Origin of the sequence: Duganella sp. sic0402 (genome assembly GCF_019219065.1) — a bacterium.
GTDB lineage: Bacteria > Pseudomonadota > Gammaproteobacteria > Burkholderiales > Burkholderiaceae_D > Rugamonas.
The window spans coordinates 188,280-205,058 of record NZ_JAHUWK010000002.1; the positions used below are offsets into that span (position 1 = coordinate 188,280).

At 62.8% G+C, this 16,779-nt stretch carries 15 protein-coding genes; 7 read left to right on the forward strand and 8 right to left on the reverse strand.

The annotated features are described in order from the left end of the window. Window positions 1-139 precede the first annotated feature (139 nt). Together KW842_RS06425 and KW842_RS06430 are read left to right on the forward strand one after the other, a co-directional pair. A complete protein-coding gene (locus KW842_RS06425) occupies window positions 140-862 on the forward strand; it encodes a response regulator (protein WP_218303272.1) in 723 nt (240 codons plus the stop codon). After that, window positions 862-2,115: a HAMP domain-containing sensor histidine kinase gene (locus tag KW842_RS06430; RefSeq protein WP_218303273.1), complete on the forward strand. Its 1,254-nt coding sequence runs from the start codon at window positions 862-864 to the stop codon at window positions 2,113-2,115. Before KW842_RS06425 ends, KW842_RS06430 begins: the two co-directional genes overlap by 1 nt. Window positions 2,116-2,145: 30 nt before the next feature. On the opposite strand, the gene sppA is transcribed toward KW842_RS06430, so the two are convergent. The 3 genes from sppA to KW842_RS06445 are packed head-to-tail and all read right to left on the reverse strand — an operon-like array spanning window position 2,146 to window position 6,765. Further along, on the reverse strand, window positions 2,146-4,020 hold the full coding sequence (sppA, locus tag KW842_RS06435; protein ID WP_218303274.1) for a signal peptide peptidase SppA: 1,875 nt from the start codon (window positions 4,018-4,020) through the stop codon (window positions 2,146-2,148). 40 nt (window positions 4,021-4,060) lie between these two features. Next, window positions 4,061-5,506, reverse strand: a complete 1,446-nt coding sequence (locus KW842_RS06440; RefSeq protein ID WP_218303275.1) for a sodium:solute symporter — start codon at window positions 5,504-5,506, stop codon at window positions 4,061-4,063. A 47-nt stretch (window positions 5,507-5,553) separates the two neighbouring features. After that, window positions 5,554-6,765, reverse strand: a complete 1,212-nt coding sequence (locus tag KW842_RS06445; RefSeq protein WP_218303276.1) for an MFS transporter — start codon at window positions 6,763-6,765, stop codon at window positions 5,554-5,556. Window positions 6,766-6,950: 185 nt separating this feature from the next. Here KW842_RS06445 and KW842_RS06450 point away from each other — a divergent pair, with 185 nt between their 5' ends. From KW842_RS06450 to KW842_RS06465, 4 genes are read left to right on the forward strand one after another with little or no spacing between them, the layout of a single operon-like run. Next, on the forward strand, window positions 6,951-9,062 hold the full coding sequence (locus KW842_RS06450) for a TonB-dependent siderophore receptor (protein ID WP_218303277.1): 2,112 nt from the start codon (window positions 6,951-6,953) through the stop codon (window positions 9,060-9,062). Window positions 9,063-9,090: 28 nt separating this feature from the next. Then, the gene (locus tag KW842_RS06455; protein ID WP_218303278.1) at window positions 9,091-9,315 is read left to right on the forward strand and encodes a DUF3820 family protein; all 225 of its coding nucleotides are present in this window, start codon (window positions 9,091-9,093) and stop codon (window positions 9,313-9,315) included. A gap of 58 nt (window positions 9,316-9,373) precedes the next feature. Beyond that, window positions 9,374-10,402 carry a M4 family metallopeptidase gene (locus KW842_RS06460; protein WP_218303279.1) on the forward strand — a complete coding sequence of 343 codons (1,029 nt, stop codon included), beginning with the start codon at window positions 9,374-9,376 and terminating at the stop codon, window positions 10,400-10,402. A gap of 9 nt (window positions 10,403-10,411) precedes the next feature. After that, window positions 10,412-10,717 (forward strand): protealysin inhibitor emfourin, encoded by a 306-nt coding sequence (locus KW842_RS06465; protein ID WP_218303280.1) that lies wholly within the window; start codon window positions 10,412-10,414, stop codon window positions 10,715-10,717. On the opposite strand, the gene KW842_RS06470 is transcribed toward KW842_RS06465, so the two are convergent. The 5 genes from KW842_RS06470 to KW842_RS06490 all read right to left on the reverse strand — a co-directional run bounded on the left by KW842_RS06470 (window position 10,714) and on the right by KW842_RS06490 (window position 15,877). Continuing rightward, window positions 10,714-11,079: a glutaredoxin gene (locus KW842_RS06470; RefSeq protein ID WP_218303281.1), complete on the reverse strand. Its 366-nt coding sequence runs from the start codon at window positions 11,077-11,079 to the stop codon at window positions 10,714-10,716. The genes KW842_RS06465 and KW842_RS06470 overlap by 4 nt on opposite strands. Window positions 11,080-11,086: 7 nt before the next feature. Beyond that, window positions 11,087-11,659: a YSC84-related protein gene (locus KW842_RS06475; protein WP_218303282.1), complete on the reverse strand. Its 573-nt coding sequence runs from the start codon at window positions 11,657-11,659 to the stop codon at window positions 11,087-11,089. A gap of 81 nt (window positions 11,660-11,740) precedes the next feature. After that, window positions 11,741-13,909 (reverse strand): bifunctional diguanylate cyclase/phosphodiesterase, encoded by a 2,169-nt coding sequence (locus KW842_RS06480; protein WP_218303283.1) that lies wholly within the window; start codon window positions 13,907-13,909, stop codon window positions 11,741-11,743. Further along, a complete protein-coding gene (locus KW842_RS06485) occupies window positions 13,902-14,888 on the reverse strand; it encodes an EAL and HDOD domain-containing protein (protein WP_218303284.1) in 987 nt (328 codons plus the stop codon). The genes KW842_RS06480 and KW842_RS06485 overlap by 8 nt, the downstream gene beginning before the upstream one ends. Before the next feature lie 50 nt (window positions 14,889-14,938). Then, window positions 14,939-15,877, reverse strand: coding sequence for a LysR family transcriptional regulator (locus tag KW842_RS06490; RefSeq protein WP_218303285.1), 939 nt, complete (start codon window positions 15,875-15,877; stop codon window positions 14,939-14,941). A gap of 156 nt (window positions 15,878-16,033) precedes the next feature. On the opposite strand from KW842_RS06490, the gene KW842_RS06495 reads away from it, so the two are divergent. Beyond that, window positions 16,034-16,738, forward strand: a complete 705-nt coding sequence (locus KW842_RS06495; protein WP_218303286.1) for a pirin family protein — start codon at window positions 16,034-16,036, stop codon at window positions 16,736-16,738. Window positions 16,739-16,779 lie beyond the last annotated feature (41 nt).

Here is a 16,779-nt window from a genome sequence, read left to right on the forward strand (position 1 = left end):
CGCGGTGTCTGTGGGTGAAACACCGACGATACAATCTCGCTACAAATCAAGGACTTTGCGTGGATATCATTCATCTAGCTTTACATTTCTTTACCGAGGTGACATCGGCCCGCCAAACCGCTGTCGTAGAATGGCTGACATGAACCCTGTAGACCGCATATTGTTAGTTGAAGACGATCCCCGCCTGGCCGAGATGCTGACCGAATACCTGGGCCAATCGGGCTTTCGCGTGACCCACGCGCCCACTGGCCGCGCCGCGATGGACCACATCGCCGGCGCCGGCATCGACGCCGTTATCCTGGACCTGATGCTGCCCGATATGGACGGGCTGGATGTCTGCCGCCAGCTGCGCGCCACTTCCGATGTGCCGGTGCTGATGCTGACCGCGCGCGGCGACGCCATCGACCGCATCGTCGGGCTGGAAATCGGCGCCGACGATTACCTGCCCAAGCCCTTCGAGCCGCGCGAGCTGCTGGCGCGGCTGCGTGCCATCCTGCGCCGCCGCGTCGATCTGCGCCACCTGGAGACGCCGCGTTCTGGCGCCGCCAGCGAGGAATTCCTGCGCTTCGGCCGGCTGGAAATCGACCCGGCCGCACATTCAGCCAAACTGGATAACCAGCCGTGCGAGCTGACCGCCTACCAATTCGACCTGCTGCTGGTGCTGGCCAAACACGCCGGCCGCGTGCTGTCGCGCGACGCGCTGATGGATCTGCTGAAAGGCGAGCCGCTGGAAGCCTTCGACCGCTCGATCGACGTGCACATGTCGCGCATCCGCGCGGCGGTCGAGGATGATCCGAAAAAGCCCCGCCGCATCATCACCGTGCGCGGCGCCGGCTACCTCTTCGCCAAGGTACAGGACTGATGAAACGCTTCAGCATGGGCCTGCCGCGCCTGTACTTCCGCTTTTACGTGGCGCTGCTGTTCATCCTGGCGCTGTTCGCGGTCGCCACCACGATGATCTGGAGCCGCACCGGCGGCCCGCTGGAACGCTCCAACGTCACGCTGTCAAAGCTGATGCAGAATATGCTGGCGCCGGCGGACGCACCACCCGAAGCACAGCAGGCCGCGCTGGCCCGCCTGGCGCAAGGCATGAACGCCCATATGACGCTGTACACGCGCGACTGGCGCCCGCTGGCGGTGGTCGGCGAGATGATCCCTGCCCGCCACTGGCGCAAGCAAGGCGTGACCGGTCCGCCGCCGGAATCCTTTGTGCGTCTGCCCGACGGCCGCAAGCTGCTGTCCAGCGAACCGCTGGGCTTCAACCGGCCCAAGGCCATGCTGCACAATGCGATGCTGCTGCTGGCGCTCGGCATTGGCATCGCCGCCTTCCCGCTGGTGCGGCACCTGACCAAGCGACTGGAGCGGCTGCAGGCCGGTGTGGAAAAACTGGGCGCCGGCGACCTGACCACGCGCGTGCCGGTCGAAGGCAAGGACGAGGTGGCGCGGCTGGCGCAAAGCTTCAACCGCGCCGCCGACCAGATCGAACAGCTGGTGGGCGCGCACAAGACGCTGCTGGCCAATGCCTCGCACGAATTGCGCACTCCGCTGGCGCGCATCCGCCTGGCGCTGGAACTGATCCCGGAAGGCATCGACGCCAGGCGCCGCAAGGGACTGGAGCAGGACATCGCCGAGCTGAATCATCTGCTGGATGAGATCCTGCTGGCCAGCCGGCTGGGCGCGATCCAGGAAAACACCGATACGGAAGAACTGGACCTGCTGGCCCTGGCGGCCGAGGAATGCGCGCGCTACGACGAGGCCACGCTGGATGGCGAGTCAGCCGTCATGCATGGCGATCCGCGCCTGCTGCGCCGCTTGCTGCGCAATCTGCTGGAGAATGCGCACCGGCACGGCGTGCCGCCGGCCAGCGTGCAGATTAGCTGTGCCAACGGGATGGCGACTTTGCGTGTGTGGGATAAGGGGCCGGGCGTGCCCGATCCGGAATTTGAGCGCGTGTTCGAGCCCTTCTTCCGCCGTCGCGGCACGCTGGATAATACTGGCGCCGGTCTGGGCCTGGCGCTGGTGCGGCAGATCGCCCGCCGCCATGGTGGCGAAGCGCGCTGCGTCCTGATGAAAGATGGACGCAGCTGCTTCGAGGTTGAACTGCCGCTGGCTTAAGCGTCACTCCCGCCTTCGCGGGAACGGCGGTTAAGGTGATTCACACAGGCAGTGGGTGATCGCGGTGAACGGCTTGTGCTGCGTGCTCAGATCTGACAGCCAGCCGAAATCGCTGGCGATACCACTGGCCGCAGTCGGCGGCAGACCGGTAGTCGCCGCAGCGCCCAGCTTCAGCTCCGCCGCAACCGCCTGCGCCACCGCTTTCGCCGTGCCACCGCCAATCATTTCCACGAAACGGTCAAACTTGCTGATATCGCGCTCGACATATACCACGCGGTAATCCGCCGCCAGCTTGGCCCGGCCAGCAGCCGATTTCAGCGCATCGCCATAGCTGCCCAGGCGATCCACCAGACCGCGCTCCTTGGCCTGCACGCCAGTCCACACGCGGCCCTGCGCCACTTCATCAATCTTGGCTGGCGTGGTCTTGCGCGCCTTGGCCGCCTTGGTGGTGAACTCTTCGTAGATGTGGTTGATGCTGCCCTGGATGACCTGGCCGAAGCGCGGGTCCAGTGGGCGCAGCGGATTGCCTGCATCGCCCAGCCAGGTGGTCGGCTGGCCGGCGGTGTGGATGCCCAGCTTGTCGACTACCTTGTCGGCGCGCGGCAGGATTGCGAACACGCCGATCGAACCGGTGATGGTGTTCGGTTCGGCGATCACTTCATCGGCCGACATGGAAATCCAGTAGCCGCCCGACGCCGCCAGATTGCTCATCGAAACCACCACCGGCTTGCCGGCAGCGCGCGTCAATTCCAGCTCGCGGCGAATCAGCTCCGAAGCGAACGCACTGCCGCCAGGCGAATCAACGCGCAGCACCAGCGCCTTGATGCTGGCGTCTTCACGCGCCATGCGGATCAATTTGGAAGTCGAGTCACCACCAATCGAGCCAGGACCAGCCGAACCATCGGCAATCTCGCCCTGCGCCACGATCACGCCGACGGCGTCGCCGGTCAGCTTGCGCGGCACCCGCGCCAGGTACTCATCGAAGCTGACCTGGCGGAAGCTCTTGCCTTCCGCATCCGGCGCGCCGCGCTTGACCATCAGCTCGCGCACTTCGTCGCGGGTTTTCAGGCCATCGACAAACTTGGCCGACAGCGACAGCTTGGCCAGGTCGCCGTTGACCGCAGCCACCTGCGCCGGTAGTTCATTGATGGTCTTCATGATCTGACCTTGCGGCAGCTTGCGCGCCTTCTCGACGTTGTCGGTGTACGAAGCCCACAGCGCGTTGTACAGATAGGCGTCCGCCTCGGCCGCAGCCTGCGACGGTCCATTGGCCACATACGGCTCGCCGGCGGCCTTGTAGGTGCCGACGCGCAGCAGGTTGACCGTCACGCCGAGCTTGTCCAGCGCATCGCGGTAGTAATTGCGATAGCGGCCAAAGCCTTCCAGCATCACCATGCCCATCGGGTGCATATACACCTCGCTGGCGTGCGCGGCCAGCAGGTACTGGCGCTGGTCATAGCTGGCGCCCCAGGCCACCACCGGCTTGCCGGCAGCCTTGAAGCGGTCGATGGCGCTGGCGACTTCGCGCAGCGTGGCCTGGCCAGCGCTTTGCAGGTCGTCGACCAGCAGCACCGCGCCGCCGATATCAGGGTCCTTGGCGGCGTTGTCCAGCACCGCCAGCACATCGCGCAGCTGTATCATCTTGTGCACTTCGGCGCCGCGCGCGTTGGCCAGCACGGCCTCGGTGGTGCTGACGCTGGATTGTTCAACCAGCTGGCCCTTCAGGTCCAGCACCAGCGTGGTCTTCGGCTGCAATGGCTTGGCGCCGCCGCCAAAGATGGCATACAGCAGGATCAGCACAATGGCCAGGAAAATCAGGTTAAGCACCGTGCGGCGGCTGGCGTCCAGCGCCCGCCAGAAAAAGGCGAAGCCACGGCGAATATAGGATAACGGGGATTGACTCATCAACACTCCAATGGTTGCGGAATTTGCAATGATGATACTGCTACGCGTGCTTTTTGGAAATAAGCATCAGACCAGTAAACACCAGCAAGCCATTCAGGATCAGCAATTCCAGCCCGATGCGATAGCTGCCGAATAGCACATCCTGATTCAAATCAATAACATAGCACAGCAGCGGCCCGGCCAGCGCCACAGCAGGCACCCAGCGGTCGCGCAAGGCGCGGCGGGTCAGGATGCCGAAAGCGAACAGGCCCAGCAGCGGGCCATAGGTATAGCCGGTCAGCTTCAGCACCAGCCCGACCATGCTGGCGTTGTCCACCCATTTGAACACCAGCACCAGCAGCAGGAAAATCCCGCAGAAGGCGAGGTGCACGCGGTGGCGCAAGCGTACTTTGGCCGCTTCCGTCATGTCGGTGCGGCGCTGCACGCCAAGGATGTCGATGCTGAACGACGAAGTCAGCGCGGTCATGGCGCCGTCCGCGCTGGGGAACAGCGCCGAAATCAGGCCGATGAAGAAGATCAGTTGCAGCGCTGCCGGCATCTGCCCCATCACCACCGCCGGGAAGATTTTATCGCCGCTGGCAGTGATGCCGGCGCTTGGCGCATACAGGTACAGCAAGCCACCCAGGTACATGAACAATACCAGTACGGCGGTCAATACAATCGTCATCAGCGCCATATTCTTCTGCGAATCGCGCAGCGTTTTGACGGAGATATTCTTCTGCATGGTTTCCTGGTCCATGCCGGTCATCGCCAGCACAATGAAGAAACCGGCGCCGACCTGCTTCCAGAAATTGGCCGGGCTGTCGATCGAGGTGGTGACCACGCGCGTCAGTCCCTGCTCATGCATCCGCGCCAGGCTGTCCAGCGGTCCGAGGTCCAGCGCGTGCAGCAGCCAGCCGGCGCAGATCAGCAGGCCCAGCACCATGCCGGCGGTTTGCAGCATATCGGTCCAGACGATGGTCTTGACCCCGCCCTCGTAGGTGTACAGCAGGATCATGCCGAGGATGACCACGGTGGTCAGCCAGAACGGCACGCCCATGCTGTCGAGGATGGTGATTTGCAGGATGTTCACCACCAGGTATAGCCGCGCCGACGCGCTCATGGTGCGCGACAGGATGAAGAAGGCCGCGCCGCTCTGGTAGGAACGCGGGCCGAGGCGCTGTTCCAGGTAGGTGTAGATGGAGGTGAGCTTGAGGCGGTAGTACAGCGGCAGCAGGATGGCGATGACGGCGATGTAGCCCAGCACATAGCCGATGATGACTTGCAGGTAGCCGAAACCGTCCCGGCCAACCGCGCCCGGCACGCTGATGAAGGTGACACCGCTCATGGTGGTGCCGACCATGCCAAACGCCACCAGCAGCCAGTTGCTGCTCTTGTTACCGATGAAGAAGCTGTCGTTGTTGGCGTTGCGCGAGGTGCGCCAGGCGACGATCAACAACAGCGCGAAATACGCAGAGATAAGGCTGAACAGGGAGACTGCGGACATGGTGTGGCGGTGAAGTTCGAATCGCCGCCACTATACACCGGCCGCGCCTAGTGGGCTGCGGCGCGGATAGATTGACCACCGCCGGCGCTGGCCGGGCGTGGATTCAGCCGATCCAGCCGGCCGCTCAGCGCAGTCAGGCCGAACGCGCCCAGCACCACCAGCCCGCCGATCCAGCCAGTGTGCACCAGCCCCACATGCTCGACGATCAAACCACCACCCCACGCACCACCAGCAATGCCAAGGTTGAAGGCGGCGATGTTGAGGCCCGACGCCACATCCACAGCGCGCGGGGTGTAGTGTTCCGCCTGCTGTACAACATACACTTGCAGACCCGCCACATTACCAAACGCCACCGCGCCCCATACCAGTACAGTAGCAATCACCAGCCATTTATACGGCGCAGCGAAGGTCAACACCACCAGTACAGCCGCCAGGCCGAGGAAGATGATCTTCAGCGCGCTAACCGGGCCGCGCCGGTCGGCCAGCTTGCCGCCCCAGATATTCCCGACCGCCACCGATACGCCATACACCAGCATCACCAGCCCGACCGCATTGGCGCTGAAGCCGGTGATTTCAGTCAGGATCGGCGCCAGGAAGGTGAAGGCGATAAACGAGCCGCCGTAGCCAACCGCCGTCATGGCGTACACCAGCAGCAAACGCGGTTCGGCCAGCACCTTCATCTGCTCCAGCAGCGAGGCCGGTTGCTTGTGCTCGATCGACGACGGCACATACACCGCACTGCCGATGATGGCAATCACGCCCAGCGCCGCCACGGCCAGGAAAGTCTCGCGCCAGCCGAAGTGCTGGCCGATGAACGTTCCCAGCGGCACGCCGGTCACCAGCGCCACCGTCAGGCCGGTGAACATGATGGCGATCGCGCTGGCCGCCTTCTGCTTCGGCACCAGCGAGGTGGCGATGGTCGAGCCGATCGAGAAGAACACACCGTGCGCCAGCCCGGTCAGGATGCGGGCGATCACCAGCGATTCATAGCTGGGCGCTTTCCATGCCAGCAGGTTGCCGAGCGTGAACAGCACCATCAGCGACACCAGCAGCAGCTTGCGCGGCACTTTGCCGCTCAGCGCGGTCAGCACCGGCGCGCCGACCGCAACGCCCATGGCATACAGGCTGACCAGCAGCCCGGCCGAAGGCAGATTCACGCCCAGGTCGGCGGCGATAGTCGGCAACAAGCCGACGATGACGAACTCCGTGGTTCCGATGGCGAACGCGCTGATGGTCAGCGCCAGTAGTGCAATAGGCATGGCAAAACTCCTTGAAAGATGATGCCATGCAGTATCGGGACTTTCATTCACGAGAAAAAGTCACCAAAATCCAAAACATATTTGCACCCAACGCAATAATTGACACAACGACTATTTCTTCCGGATATAGTCATACGACATCATATGAGTATAATGAGAATGATTCTCACTTAATAATTATATTCATGACCACGACACATCAATTATTTTTGGCGATAAGCGCGCTTTCCTCGCTCTCCCTGGCCCACGCGGACGATGCCGCCACCACTGATCCCGCACCGCAAGTGGTGGAAATCGCCGGCCAGCGCGCCGACGGCGCCGGCTATGCCGCCCGCAACACGGCCAGCACCAAGTCCGAGCTGTCTTTGCTGGAAACCCCGCAATCGATCAGCGTGCTGACCCGCGACCTGCTGGACGCACGCGCCGTCACCACGCTCAACGAAGCGCTGCAAACCAGTGCCGGCGTCACCTCCGGCAACTGGGGGCGCCGTGGCTGGGACGATTTCATCATCCGCGGCCAGCGCGCTTCGGAATCGCTGTACATCGACAGCCTGAAGCGCGGCCAGAATCAGTGGGTAGGCCAGGACGTATTCGGTGCCGAGCGCATCGAAATCCTCAAAGGCCCTGCTTCGATCAACTTCGGCATGGTACAGCCGGGTGGTCTGGTGAATATGGTCAGCAAGCGCCCGCGCGCCGACGCCTTCGCCGAAATCGGCGCTACTTACGGCAGCAAGGACTTCAAGCAGCTGGACTTCGATCTCGGCCGCCCATTGTCGGATAACGGCAAGACCGCAGTGCGCATCAACGGCATGTGGTCGGACCAGGACGATCCGCTGGATTACGTCTACTTCAAGAAGCGCTACATCGCGCCATCGCTATCGCTCGACCTGGGGCCGGATACCGACTTCACCCTCCTGTCCTCCTACGCCGAACGCGAATACCTGCGCAGCCAGGGCGCTCCGCTGAAAGGCACACTGCTGCCCAACAAGAATGGCGCCTTCAACCGCGGCCAATTCACCGGCGAACCAGGCTTCGGTCCGTACAACTCGCGCCAGGCCGCCATTGGCTACAGCCTGACACACCGCTTCGGCAACGGCTGGAAATTGGCGCAGAACTTCCGCTTCCAGCAATTCGACATGGACGGCCGCTTCGTCTCGCTGGGCGCATTGGCGGCGGATGAAGCCACGCAGGCGCGCAGCGGTTCGATCCAGGACGTGCAAGGCGTCAACCGTGCCCTGGATACGTACGTGGAACGCGCCTTCGACCTGGGCGGCCAACGCCACACCGTCATGGCTGGTCTCGACCTGAACGGCGACCAGGTACGCAACGGCGCAACCAGTTGCCGCATCCCGTCGCTGAACCTGTACGCGCCGGTGTACTACCAGCCTTACACCTGCAACACCACGCGTAACAGCCAGAACACCACCACGGTCAGCTATGCCGCTCTCTACCTGCGCGACCAGATCGCACTCAATGAGCAGCTCAACCTGAGCCTGTCGGCACGCCACGACCGCAGCAAGAACAAGCTGTACAACGAGCTGACCAACCGTACCACCGAGCAGCGCAACAACGCCACCACCGGCAGCGCCGCGCTGCTGTATCGCCTGACGCCGCATGTCTCACCCTACATCAGCTACGCCAGTTCCTTCCTGCCGGTCAGCGGCGCCGATTTCTTCGGCGCGCAGTTCAAGCCGGAAGAAGGCAAGCAGGCCGAAATCGGCGCCAAGTTCGAATACGACAACGGCCGCATCACCGGCGCCGTCGCCCTGTATGACCTGAAGCGCAAAAACGTCACCACCGCCGATCCGGACCCGGCCCACATCGCCATCCTGCCCAGTGCGCAAGTGCAAACCGGCGAGGAGCGTACCAAGGGCTTCGAGGCCGAGCTGAACGCTGACCTGCGCAACGGCTGGGACCTGCAGGCCGCCCTGTCGCTGATCAATGGCCGGGTCACCGAAGACAACGCGGGCAACCTCGGCAAGCGCCTGCTGAACGTGCCGCGCCAGAGCGCCAGCCTGTCAAGCCGCTATCGCTTCCGTGGCGGCGCCCTGCATGGCCTGAGCGCCGGCGCCGGCGTCCGCTACGAAGCGCAAAAGACCGGGCCGGCCGTGTCGTACACGGTGCCGGGCTATACCGCTGTTGATGCCAACCTCGGCTACGACGCCGGCCGCTACCGCGTCACGCTGACCGTCAAGAACCTGTTCGACCGCGACTACTACGCAGGCGTGCTCAGTAACAACGTGCTGCCGCTCGGCGATCCACGCACGGTGATGCTGCGCGTCGTCACCAGTTTCTAAGGTGCAGGGATCGCGTTAGAATCAGGGCATGAATGCTGAAAAACTCACCCTGCTGCTCACGCGTGAAATGCCCTATGGTAAGTACAAAGGCCGTAAAATCGCCGACCTGCCCGGCCATTATCTGGGCTGGTTCGCGCGTGAAGGTTTTCCGTCCGGCGAACTGGGCGGGCTGATCGCGCTGATGTACGAACTCGACCACAACAACCTGCGCATGCTGCTCGATCCGCTACGGCAGAGCATGCGTCAAGCGTGACATCCCGGCCATGCAAATCCGTGTATAAATACGTTATTGCATTGTTTAGGAGAACGTAATGGCTGAGCATCCGCATGGCTGTACTTGCTTCATTATTCCGCCCAAGATGTTGCGCAAGCTGGCGGAGCAAACATCCGACGCCAGCGAGCGCCATTGCCTGCTGGATGCGGCGGAAATGTCCGCCCACCTGCGCGGCCAGCGTTCGATCGCGCCGGTGGTGATGGGCATCGCCGCCAGCGCCACCGGAGAAAAACGCCGCACCGTCTACGATGCCCAGACCAAGTCCACGCTGCCCGGCAAGCTGGTGCGCGGCGAGGACAGCAAGCCTTCCACCGATATCGCCGTCAACCAGGCTTACGACGGCGCCGGCGCGACCTACGATTTCTTCCGCGAAATCCTGAAACGCAATTCCATCGATGGCAAAGGCATGCGCCTCGATTCCACCGTCCACTACCAGAAAAAATTCAACAACGCCTTCTGGAACGGCCAGCAAATGGTCTACGGCGATGGCGACGGCAAGCTATTCCTCGGCTTCACTGGCGCGCTGGATGTGATCGCCCACGAGCTGACCCACGGCGTCACGCAATTCGCCGTGCCGGGCGGACTGGTGTATGAGGACCAGAGCGGCGCATTGAACGAATCGCTGTCCGATGTGTTCGGCAGCGTGGTCAAGCAATGGACGCTGAAGCAGAACGTCGAACAGGCCGACTGGCTGATCGGCGCAGGTATCATGGCGCCCAGCGTCGGCAAGGCGCTGCGCTCGATGGCCGATCCGGGCAACCAGGCGCTGACCTGGTCCGGCGACGACCAGCCCAAGCATATGTCCGGCTATATCGAGGACGGCGACGTGCACACCAACTCCGGCATCCCGAATCACGCTTTCTACGCGGCCGCCCTGGCGCTCAAGGGCAACTCCTGGGAAAAGGCCGCGCCGATCTGGTACAAGGCGATGGCGCTGCTGACACCCAACGCCAGCTTCGCCGACATGGCCAAGGCGACTACCGAGTCAGCCACACTGCTGTATGGCGCAGACTCGGCCGAACAGCACGCCGTGCAAGCGGCGTGGAAAGTGGTCGGCGTGGCCTGAGGAAAGCATATGCGCTTGATCTTAAAATGCACCGGCGGCTTTGCCGGACCCGCAGGTGCGCAAACCCGCACCGTCGACCTGGCGCAGCTGCCGCAGGAACAGGCCAGCCAGCTGCGCCAGCTGCTCAGCGCCAGCGACTTCTTCGCGCTGCCGCCCAAGCTGGTCAAGAGCGCGCCGCAGTCATGGGACTTCCGCTACGACCTGGAGGTGGACGATGGCGGCCAGGCGCATTGCGTCAGCTATCACCTGGAACAGGCCTCGCCCCCGCTGAAGGAGCTGACCGAAAAACTCAATGACGAAGTCGACCCGGACTAGCCCAGCATGCGCGCCAGCTCGCCGCCGGCGATCAGCTTTTGCAGATCATTGGCGCCGCCGATCAGCGTGCCCTTGACGAATACCAGCGGGAACGTCGACCAGCCGCTCCATAGCTTCAGCGCCAGCCGTGGCCGCCATTGCGAGAAATAATTACCGTAGCTGAGATAGAGATATGGCGTGCCATTGCGGTCCAGCAGCTTGCGCGCCTTGGCCGGGAAAGGATTCAGGCCCATGCCGACCACCACCACAGGATGAGCGGCAATCGCCGCCTCCACCTCCGCCACCAGGTCGCGGTGGTAATTGCTGATCTGCGCCAGGGCGGCGGGATGGATGCGGGACTGGTCCAGGATGTTACGGCTCATTATTGCCTTATAAATTGAGTTTGGAAATCTTCGTGCCTTCCAGATTCAGGTTGGCCATCAGGCCGGCATTGGTCAGCACGAAGCCCTGAATCGGATTGTTGGCGGTGGCGGTGTCGATTTCGCCGTTGGCGCCGACCTTGATCAGCGCCACCGAACCATCGACGCCGGCGGTCCAGCCTTTGCCGTTGCGGAATTTGTCCAGCGCCTCGCGGCTCATGAACAGCAGCACCACCGCCTTCGACTGCGCGCCGGCCTGGAAGCCGACCGACAGCGAAGCGACGCTGTAGTAATCCGCCACCTGGCCGCCGGTGCGCAACACGCCCTTGCCGTACTCGCCGCCGACCACCAGGCCAGCCGCGACCACATTCGGGAACACCAGCACGCCGTTGGCCTTGCGCACCAGCTCGCGCGAGCCCGGTACTTCTTTATACAGGCGCTCCAGCGTGCTGTAGGCGCCCTGTTCGATTTCCGTCTTGACGGCGGCCGCGCTTGGTTTGGCTTCGCCGGTGGTGGTGGTGCAGCCGCTCAGCGCCAGGCCGGCGCACGCCAGTGTCATTGCTGCAAAAATACGTTTTAGCATGGAAGTCTCCGTAGGTGGTTGAAAACAGACCATTCTGTTCACCTGTAACATAGCACGCCATGCTCTTGCGTAGCACACTGCTCAGCGGTTGGGAAAGGCCAGCCGTTTGCCTTCGCGCAACATACCTGCAAATTCTTCCGCCGGCACCGGTTGGCTGAACAGATAGCCCTGCAACTGGTCGCAGCCCAGCTCGCGCAGGAAGCTCATCTGCTCGGCGGTTTCCACGCCTTCGGCCACGATTTCCTGGCGCAGCTGCTGCGCCATGGTGACGATGGCGCGCGCGATGGCGCAGTCGTTCTCCTCGTAAGGCAGGCCGATGACAAAGGAGCGGTCGATCTTCAGCGTGCTGATCGGGAACTTCTTCAGGTAAGCCAGGCTGGAATAGCCGGTGCCGAAGTCATCCAGCGCCAGCGCCATGCCCATCGCCACCAGCTCGTTCATGATGGCGATGATTTTATCGGTGCCGCGCACCAGCAGGCTTTCGGTAATTTCCAGGTTGATCTGCTCCGGCTGCACCTGGTGCTTCTGCAATACCGCCGCGATGCGCTTCGGCAGCTCGCTGTCGAACTGGCGCGCCGACAGGTTGACGGCGATCGGCGGCATGCTTAGATTGGCCCCACGCCATTCGCTGACCTGGCGGCACGCTTCCTCCAGCACCCAGGCGCCAAGGTCGTGGATCAGGCCCGTCTCCTCCGCTACCGGGATGAACACACCGGGCGACACCATGCCGCGCAGCGGATGCCGCCAGCGCAGCAGCGCTTCCGCGCCGACAATGCGGCCGCTGCGCAAGCTGACCTTGGGCTGGTAGTACAGTTGCAGCTCGTGGTTTTGCAGCGCCTGGCGCAATTCGCTTTCGATGCGCAAATGCTCCTTGGCGCGCTGGTTCATCTCTTCGCTGTAGAACAGGAAGTTGGATTCAAGGCTTTGCGCTGCACGCGCCACCGCCACGTCGGCATAGCGTATCAGGGTCGGCACATCGGCGCCATCCTCGTTGTAGACCGTGATGCCGACATGCGCGCCCACCTGCAGACTGTGTGCGGCGATCATGATCGGCGAGGTGAGCGCGGCCAGCAGCTTCTCGGCGACGATGCCGGCATGCTCGCGCTTTTCCACATGCAGCAGCGCGACGGCGAAACGGTAGCCATCCAGCCGCGCCAGCACATCGCCCTCGCGCAGCGTGGCGCGGAACAAACGGCCGATCTCGCACAGCAGTTCGTTGCCGATCTCGTGGCCCAGCGTGTCGCTGATCGCGCCGATGCGGCTGATCTCCACCACCAGCAAGGCGCCATGCTCGCCAGAGCGTTTGGTTTCGGTCAGCGCCTGTCCCACCAGCGTGGTCAGCAGGCACAGATTCGGCAGGCCGGTCAGCGGATCGTAATTGGCCATGCGCTGCATGCGCGCCTCGGCGTCCTTGTGCACGCTGATGTCGGAGAACAGCGAGAAAGTATGGCTGATCTTGCCGCTCTGGTCGCGCACCGCGCTGATGGTCACCGACTGCGGGAACAGCTCGCCATTCTTGCGCTTGCCGACAATCTCGCCGCGCCACGGCCCGCCGCCCTGCATGGCGGTGCGCACCTTGGCGCGGAACTCGGCGTCATGCACGCCGGAGCGCAGCAGGTCGGGCGTCTTGCCGATCGATTCGGCCGGGGTGTAGCCGGTGATGCGGGTGAACGAGGAATTGATCGAGACGATGCGTTCATGCGCATCGGTGACCAGCACGCCCTGCTCGCTGTCCTCGATGATGCGCGCGTGCAGATTGATCTTATCCTGGTCCGACAAGGCCTGCTGCGCCTCCGACACGCGCACCAGCATGCCGGACGGATCGCCGCCCTCGTCGAGACGCAGATTGATGTCCAGGTGCACCCAGATGATGTCGCCACTCTTCTTGCGGCGCCGCACCTCGGTGCGCGCGGCCGCTTCACCGGGGCTGTGGTCGAAGAACAGCTCGGCGATATTGCCATCGTCATCGTCTTCGGCATACAGGAACAGCACATGCTGGCCGATCACCTCGGCGGCGGCGTAGCCGAACATGGCTTGCGCGCCAGCGCTCCAGCCAGTGACATAGCCGGTCAGGTCGAGTTCAAGGGTGGCGCCGGGATCCGGCATGGCCGGCATGTCGGCCGGCTTGATCGCCGAGCGCGCCAGTTGCAGCACCGCGTCGAGCTCCGCCAGTGTTTGCGCCAGCGCCTCGCCCTGCTGGCCGCGCGCCTGCCGGCTCAGCTCAAGGCAACGCTCGATCGCGTTAACCATGGGCGCTGCCGGCCTTGCCGGCGCTGACATCCTGCATCCACAGGTAAGCGTCGGCGATGATGCGGTTGAAGCTGGCGCTATCGATTTGCAGCGCCGCCAGGCAGCCGCTCAGCGCGGCATAATCCTCGCGCTCGGCCGATTCCACCACGCACAGCAGCTGGCCCAGCTCGCCCTCATGCGACAGCAAGGCTTGCTGCACTGATTCGCTGATGGTCAGTGGCTTCAGCACCTCCTCCAGCGACATGCCGAACAACACGCCCAGCAGCGAGAACATGCCGGCCATAAAGGCCTGCTCCTGATGCGGCTTGTCGGCGCCAATGGCCTTGGCCAGCAATTCCATCGAACGCGCCCGCACCGCCACGCGCGACAGCAGCATGGCGGAACGCTGGTCGCCTTCGCGCGACGAGAACAGCATCAGGTTCAGCCAGCGGCGCAGTTGCGAACGGCCAAGTATCAGAATGGCTTGCGAAAAACTGGTGACGCGGCGGCCGCTGCCCATGCCCAGCGAATTCACCAGCCGCAGCAGATGATAAGACAGCGTCGGGTCCTTGCGCAGCAGCGCTTCGATGGCGTGGGTGTCGGCATCAGCAGACACCAGCTGCACCAGTTGCAGCGCCAGTGTACGCGACGCGGCTTGCGCGCCGACCGGCTTGGGCGGCGCGGCCAGGAACCAGTCGCCTTCGATCCAGCTGACGCCGGATGGCAGCTCTTTCGGCAGCACATCGTCTGCGCGTTGCAGCTTATCGGCCGGCAGCGGCTTCCAGCCGGCTTGCTGCAAAGCTTTGTTGAGGCTCTCGTCGGCGCCGCCGCGATAAAAGCAGTGCATGCTGCCGCTGGCCAGTTCTTCAAGTACTTTCATTGGCGCCTCGCCTGCGTCGGCCAGCAGGTGCGCGGCGTCCAGCAACAGCGCTGCCGGACTACCGTTACGGTCAGCCAGAGGATGCAAAAACACAGGCGGCGTGGCAGTCAATGCGGTCATGGAAATGTTCCAGCACAAGGCGTTCAATGATCCTGCTATGTTGCACGAAACTATTGGCCTTGGTCAACATTATGATGGGGCAGTTGACTGATCAGCCGCTCAAAAAGCCCCGGTTGTCGCATGCGGTCTATCCACCAGTTCAGCGCCGCGCCGTTTTCGCCGCTGCGCCAGGCCAGGTAAAAAGTCTCGGCAGGCTTGGGTTCGTCCACTTCCTTTTCCACCAGCAAACCGGCTGCAATCGCCGCGCGGGCGCAGGGTTCAGGCAAAAAGCCAAAGCCCATGCCGGCCACCTGGTACTGGAATTTGGTCTTCATATCGGGCACGGTCAGCGTGTCCTGTCCCAGCAGCAGCCCTACCGTGCGCGGCGCCATCTGGCGCGCCGAATCGGCCACGCTGACGGCACGGTAATGTTGCAAATGCGTGCGGCTAAGCTTGTCCTGGACAGCTGCCAGCGGATGCGATGGCGCCACTGCGAACACAAAGTTCAGCTTGCCCAGTGGCTCGGACACATAGCCGCCGCCCGCCGGGCCGTCGCCAGCGGCGCCAACCAGGATATCGGCACGGCGCTGCAACAGCGCTTCCCAGGTGCCGGACAAGGCTTCCTGCACGATGCGCAGCCGGGTCTGCTTGGCCACCTCGTAGAACGCCGGCACGTCGTCATGGAACAAACAGGCCGAAAACATCGAATCCATGCCGACCGCCAGCTCCGTCTCCCAGCCGGACGCCACACGGCGCACGCGGTGCTCCAGGTCCTGCGCCGCCTTCAGCAGGTAGCGCCCCTCTTTCAGCAGTTCGGCGCCGGCGGCGGTCAGCTCGACGCGCGGGCCGTTGCGTTCGAACACCTGCACGCCGAGGTCATCCTCCAGCTTGCTGACGGTGTAGGAAATTGTCGATGGCACGCGGTGCAATTCCTTGCCGGCGGCAGAGAAGGAACCGCGCCGGTCGATGGCGTCCACGATTTGCAGGGCTTCCAGGCTTAATCTGAGCATTCGATTTTTTCGATAGTACGACGGTAATTTTTCCGTTTTTTTATTTGGAATCAGGGGTCTACAATGTGATTCATGGATGCAGCGATACGAAAGCAATCACCAGGAAACACTTTCAAAATTATCGCACATTAACCCCAACAAGAAACGGAGCACATCATGTTACAAGTACGTCATTCTGATTCCCGCGGTAAAGCTAACCACGGCTGGCTGGATTCCAAACACAGCTTCTCGTTCGGTCACTACCACGATCCTGAGCATGTCGGTTTCGGTCCGCTGCTGGTGATCAACGAAGACAAAGTGCAAGGCAGCCAGGGATTCGGCACCCACGGACACCGCGACATGGAAATCATCTCGTATGTGCTGAGCGGCGCGCTGGAACACAAGGACAGCATGGGCACCGGTTCGGTACTGCACTACGGCGATGTGCAGCGCATGAGCGCCGGCACCGGTGTGCGTCACAGCGAGTTCAATCATAACCGTGATGAGGTCGTGCACTTCCTGCAAATCTGGATACAGCCTAACCAGATCGGCATTCCTCCAAGCTACGAGGAAAAGAACTTTGCGCCAGAGAGCAAACAAGGCAAGCTGGCCCTGATTGCCTCGAACGATGGCCGCAAAGGTTCGGTGCTGATCCACCAGAATGCAGAGATCTACGCCTCCATCATGGCCGAGGGCGACAGCCTGAAGCATGAGTTGAAAGAAGGCCGGATCGGTTATGTGCACCTGATCCGTGGCGCGGTGACCGTCAACGGCGTGCACCTGAAAGCCGGCGATGCGCTGAAACTGAGCGACGAGCCACTGGTCACGCTGGATCAGGCGGAAGATGCGGAACTGCTGTTGTTCGACCTGCCTAAACAATAAGCAGGCTTGAGGGCCCGATGGGCCTTCAAAACATTTCCGCC

Coding starts and splice junctions, on each gene's coding strand:
- KW842_RS06425 (WP_218303272.1), top strand. CDS start 140: ATGAACCCTGTAGACCGCATATTGTTAGTTGAAGACGATCCCCGCCTG.
- KW842_RS06430 (WP_218303273.1), top strand. CDS start 862: ATGAAACGCTTCAGCATGGGCCTGCCGCGCCTGTACTTCCGCTTTTAC.
- sppA (WP_218303274.1), bottom strand. CDS start 4,020: ATGAGTCAATCCCCGTTATCCTATATTCGCCGTGGCTTCGCCTTTTTC.
- KW842_RS06440 (WP_218303275.1), bottom strand. CDS start 5,506: ATGTCCGCAGTCTCCCTGTTCAGCCTTATCTCTGCGTATTTCGCGCTG.
- KW842_RS06445 (WP_218303276.1), bottom strand. CDS start 6,765: ATGCCTATTGCACTACTGGCGCTGACCATCAGCGCGTTCGCCATCGGA.
- KW842_RS06450 (WP_218303277.1), top strand. CDS start 6,951: ATGACCACGACACATCAATTATTTTTGGCGATAAGCGCGCTTTCCTCG.
- KW842_RS06455 (WP_218303278.1), top strand. CDS start 9,091: ATGAATGCTGAAAAACTCACCCTGCTGCTCACGCGTGAAATGCCCTAT.
- KW842_RS06460 (WP_218303279.1), top strand. CDS start 9,374: ATGGCTGAGCATCCGCATGGCTGTACTTGCTTCATTATTCCGCCCAAG.
- KW842_RS06465 (WP_218303280.1), top strand. CDS start 10,412: ATGCGCTTGATCTTAAAATGCACCGGCGGCTTTGCCGGACCCGCAGGT.
- KW842_RS06470 (WP_218303281.1), bottom strand. CDS start 11,079: ATGAGCCGTAACATCCTGGACCAGTCCCGCATCCATCCCGCCGCCCTG.
- KW842_RS06475 (WP_218303282.1), bottom strand. CDS start 11,659: ATGCTAAAACGTATTTTTGCAGCAATGACACTGGCGTGCGCCGGCCTG.
- KW842_RS06480 (WP_218303283.1), bottom strand. CDS start 13,909: ATGGTTAACGCGATCGAGCGTTGCCTTGAGCTGAGCCGGCAGGCGCGC.
- KW842_RS06485 (WP_218303284.1), bottom strand. CDS start 14,888: ATGACCGCATTGACTGCCACGCCGCCTGTGTTTTTGCATCCTCTGGCT.
- KW842_RS06490 (WP_218303285.1), bottom strand. CDS start 15,877: ATGCTCAGATTAAGCCTGGAAGCCCTGCAAATCGTGGACGCCATCGAC.
- KW842_RS06495 (WP_218303286.1), top strand. CDS start 16,034: ATGTTACAAGTACGTCATTCTGATTCCCGCGGTAAAGCTAACCACGGC.